Genomic DNA, 3,272 nt, shown 5'->3' on the forward strand with positions numbered 1-3,272 from the left:
GATAGCTGTTTGTGCACTGAAACAGAGATTGAGCAATTTAAAAAAGGTCATGTTTTTAAAGATCCTTTTCCTGATATTTAGGCTAGTCTAAAAAATAATTAAGACAAGTATAAAAATAGAATATAGTTTTGTTAAAAATAAGAACTCGGAAGTGTAACAATTGTTACTATCCTGAAATCCCGTTCTGTACTAAAATCTACATTGTTTACACACATGAAACATTTATCTGTATTACTATTTTTACTCTTTCTTACCTCGCTAACATATGCGCAACAAGGCTCCCTTAAAGGCGCCGTTACCAATAAAGATCGCAGGCCGGTGCAATTCGCGAACATCGCTATAAAGGAATTGCGTACCGGAACAACTGCCGACCAACAGGGGCTTTTCAATATTAAAAATGTAACGCCCGGCACTTATGATATCAAAATTACGATGGTGGGTTATCAGCCAGTCATGCTTAGAAAAACAATCGTAGCGGGACAAGCCACCCTGCTGAACATCTCTCTGGAAGAAGATTTATCAAAACTCAATGAAGTAGTAGTAACAGGGGTTTCGCGTGCCACAGCTGTTCGGAAAAATCCTATACCCATTGCCGTTATAGGCAAAAGAGAAATGAATATGAATGTGAATAATAACATTATCGATGCTATTATTAAAGGTGTACCTGGCGTGAGTGCAGTAACTACAGGACCTAATATTTCAAAACCCTTTATCCGCGGCTTAGGCTACAATCGTGTACTCACCTTGTTTGATGGTGTACGGCAGGAAGGGCAGCAATGGGGAGATGAACACGGAATAGAAATCGACCAGTACGGTATTTCCCGGGCAGAAGTGGTGAAAGGTCCTGCCAGTCTTACTTATGGCTCAGATGCATTGGCAGGTGTCATCAATATGATTCCCGATATCCCCGAACCCACCCCCGGAAAATTGCAGGGGAGCTTCCTCACGGATTACCACAGCAACAACGGTATGATAGGATCATCTCTTGGCCTGGCCTATGGTAGCAACGATTGGAAATATGTAGTAAGGGCTACTGCCAAAGCTGCACATAATTACCAGAATAAAGTAGATGGATACGTGTATGGTACCGCCTTTCGGGAGTATAACCTGACCGCACTGGCAAGAGTAGATAAATCCTGGGGCCACTCCCAGTTTGGTGCTACTTTATATGATAACACCCAGGAAATTCCGGATGGCAGCAGGGATTCTCTCACCCGTAAGTTTACAAAGCAGGTGAAGGAAGATGATGATATAAAAAACAGGCCACTGGTGCCTGAAGGAGATCTGCGTAGCTACGCCATCAACCCGTTGCATCAGCATATCCAACATTACCGGGTGTATAATCATACAAAATGGAATGTTGGTGCCGGAGATATCAATGCTATGCTGGGCGCACAACAAAGTATCCGCCGCGAATACAATCACCCGGAAATGCCCTTACAGCCAGGATTGTATGTGATGCTCAATACACTCAACTACGATGTACGTTATAATTTTCCGGTCATGAATGGCCTGGAAACAACGGTAGGTGTAAATGGAATGTATCAGTCTAATAAAAGTAAAAATGGAACTGATTTTCCCATTCCTGATTATAACCTGTTTGACATCGGTGGGTTCTTTTTTGCAAAAAAATCTTTCGGCAAGGTGGATGTTTCCGGTGGGATTCGATACGATAGTCGTAGCATCCGTTGGAATGACTTTTATGTAGGTCCTAATAAGCAAAATGGTTTTGAGCAGCATGTGTTACTGCCGGATACAGCAGGGGCGCATTTACAGTTTCCTGAGTTCAGTCACCGTTATACCGGCATCTCCGGCAGTGTGGGCGCTACCTGGAATATCAGTGAACGGATATTGGTAAAAGCCAATATTGCGAGAGGATACCGGGCGCCTAATATCACTGAAATTGGCTCCAATGGCCTCGATCCGGGGGCACATATCGTATACCTGGGCAACCGCGGTTTTAAGCCGGAATTTAGTTTGCAGGAAGATATCGGGATACAGGCCTGGCTACCCGATGCAGATATCAGTGTAGAATTATTTAACAATAATATTGAAAACTATATCTATCAGGCAAAGTTATACGATAATACCGGCAACCCGGTGGTGATAGTACCAGGGAATGCTACCTACAGTTATCAGCAATCGGCGGCCAGATTATATGGAGCGGAAGTAAGCGTTAATCTACATCCCCGTGGTATAAAGTGGTTAACCATGAATAACAGTATCGCCTATACGCAGGGCCGCAATGGCAATAAAGAATTGATCCGTACACATGGAGAAGAGGCGCGTTATATTCCTTTTATACCACCCACGCATATACGTAGTGAATTAAAAGCAACTACGCAGCGTAATCATGGGGTATTTTCCAAAACATATGTCCGTGTGGAAGCCGATGTAATAGCGGATCAGCCACATTTCTATGGGGTAGATGATACGGAAACATTCACCGCCGGGTATACCCTTTTTAATGCCGGTGCCGGTACCAGTATCGTTAATAAAAAAGGAAAAACAATTTGTGAGGTATTCCTGCAGCTGGATAATGTGTGGAATGTTGCTTATCAGGCTAATATGAATAGGTTGAAATATTTTGAGTATTACTCCTCCTCCCCCAATGGGCGCCTGGGTATTTATAATATGGGAAGAAATTTCAGTGCCAAAGTAATCGTACCTTTTTAGGTACGGTTACCACAGTTTGAGACCCAATTTAATACCTATCTGCAAACTGGGTAATACGCTCACCATCCGGCCATTGTTCAGAGATACGGTATTGTCGTCGAAATGATAAGTATTGTAGTGATAGATTTTACTGCGGATACCCACGCCGATGAAAGGGTCGAGGATGAAGCGGTCTTTCTTGAATTGTCGTCCGATTAAAAGCTGTAATCCTACAACACTTTTGTCACCGGAGTCTGTATAGGTAGTATTTTGAAAGGTATTGTCTTCGTTAGGATAGAAAACTTTTTTGTAAAAGATGACCGGCTCAAAATAAGTACCTGCTGCTCTGGCTGGCGCCATATCCCTTGAAATAAGATAGAGTCGTGCGCCAACGCGGAAGCCAAGGCCACGGCCATCTACAAATTGTTCTGTACTGAGATCCGGTTTCTTTTGTCCGATATCAATTTTCTTCGCCAGTACATAATCCGGATAATCAGTATAGATACCACTGATGCCCAATTCAAGACTGAAATTATCGGATATCTCCTGTTCAAGATAGATGTCCAATTCGTTTATTAATGTGGCTGGATTCACCTTCAGGTAGGTATTTCTACTCC

The 3,272-nt window shown here is 43.0% G+C and carries 2 protein-coding genes; one reads left to right on the forward strand and one right to left on the reverse strand.

The features are described from left to right. Positions 1–213 precede the first annotated feature (213 nt). A complete protein-coding gene (locus VIP81_RS19240) occupies positions 214–2,676 on the forward strand; it encodes a TonB-dependent receptor (RefSeq protein WP_331964793.1) in 2,463 nt (820 codons plus the stop codon). 6 nt (positions 2,677–2,682) lie between these two features. Here VIP81_RS19240 and VIP81_RS19245 read toward each other — a convergent pair. Then, positions 2,683–3,272: hypothetical protein (locus VIP81_RS19245; RefSeq protein WP_331964796.1), on the reverse strand; the 590-nt coding region annotated here is incomplete at its 5' end.

This window comes from Chitinophaga sp. (assembly GCF_036566945.1).
In the GTDB taxonomy this organism is placed as follows: Bacteria; Bacteroidota; Bacteroidia; order Chitinophagales; family Chitinophagaceae; genus Chitinophaga.

Bases quoted from the DNA above. Each gene is read 5' to 3' on its own strand.
- VIP81_RS19240 (WP_331964793.1), top strand. From the start codon at position 214: ATGAAACATTTATCTGTATTACTATTTTTACTCTTTCTTACCTCGCTA.